The organism is Bartonella sp. AP57NXGY, assembly GCF_042195805.1.
Taxonomy (GTDB): Bacteria; Pseudomonadota; Alphaproteobacteria; order Rhizobiales; family Rhizobiaceae; genus Bartonella.
Genome location: NZ_JBHIOZ010000477.1, coordinates 1 through 770 on the forward strand (window position 1 = coordinate 1; position 770 = coordinate 770).

At 41.9% G+C, this 770-nt stretch carries 2 protein-coding genes; both read left to right on the forward strand.

What is annotated here, in order from left to right:
- Positions 1–79: 79 nt before the first annotated feature.
- On the forward strand, positions 80–460 hold the full coding sequence (locus ACFIL8_RS11570) for a hypothetical protein (RefSeq protein ID WP_375682522.1): 381 nt from the start codon (positions 80–82) through the stop codon (positions 458–460).
- 11 nt (positions 461–471) lie between these two features.
- Positions 472–770 (forward strand): hypothetical protein (locus ACFIL8_RS11575; protein WP_375689929.1); only part of this gene is annotated, 299 nt, incomplete at its 3' end.

Sequence of the window (770 nt, forward strand, 5' to 3'; positions counted from 1 at the left end):
CAGCGCAAGATTTTGGAACGATTGTTATCCCCACCTACAGTGGTGAACCTGATAATTAATCATAGGGAGGAAACAAGACATGGCAGATCAATTACCCCCTCCATTACAGGGCAGAAATCTACATACCCAACAGGTAAGTTTTTTGCGGTTAAATATCTCGCATAAAGATAAGCATCTTACGGAGAAAATTGGGATATTACCCCGTGGCGCTTTGATCACTTCAATAAAAGCGTTCGTTAAGACGGCATTTTCAGAAGCGAAATTGAAGATTGGCAGCAGCTATGGGGGCAATGAGTTCAGTGAAAAAGACATCAAAGCCCAAGGCACGCAAGATTTTACGCCAACAGATCAAAAGTCTTTTGTTGCAGATGATAAGGAGATGACCCTTTATGCAACACGAGACAAAACCACCGATGCTGGTGAATGTATTGTGGTTGTGCAATTCGTAACAAATCATTGAGGGGATAAGACATGGCAGATTATTTACCACAGCCCTTGCAAGGGAGAAATCTTCATACCCAGCAGGTAAGCTTTTTGCGGCTTAATTTTAGCTATGAAGATAAAGAAAACGCTATGAGAATAGGTACGCTACCTCGTGGTGCTTTGATTACTTCAATTAAAGTGTTTGTTAAGACAGCATTTTCGGACACAAAGGTCAAAATAGGGTGCACTGCTGGAGGGACTGAGTTTGGTGAAGCGGAAATCAAACAACAGGCAGTAAAAGAGGTTAAGCCCACCAATCAGAAGGAATTTGTCCCTTATGATGAAGA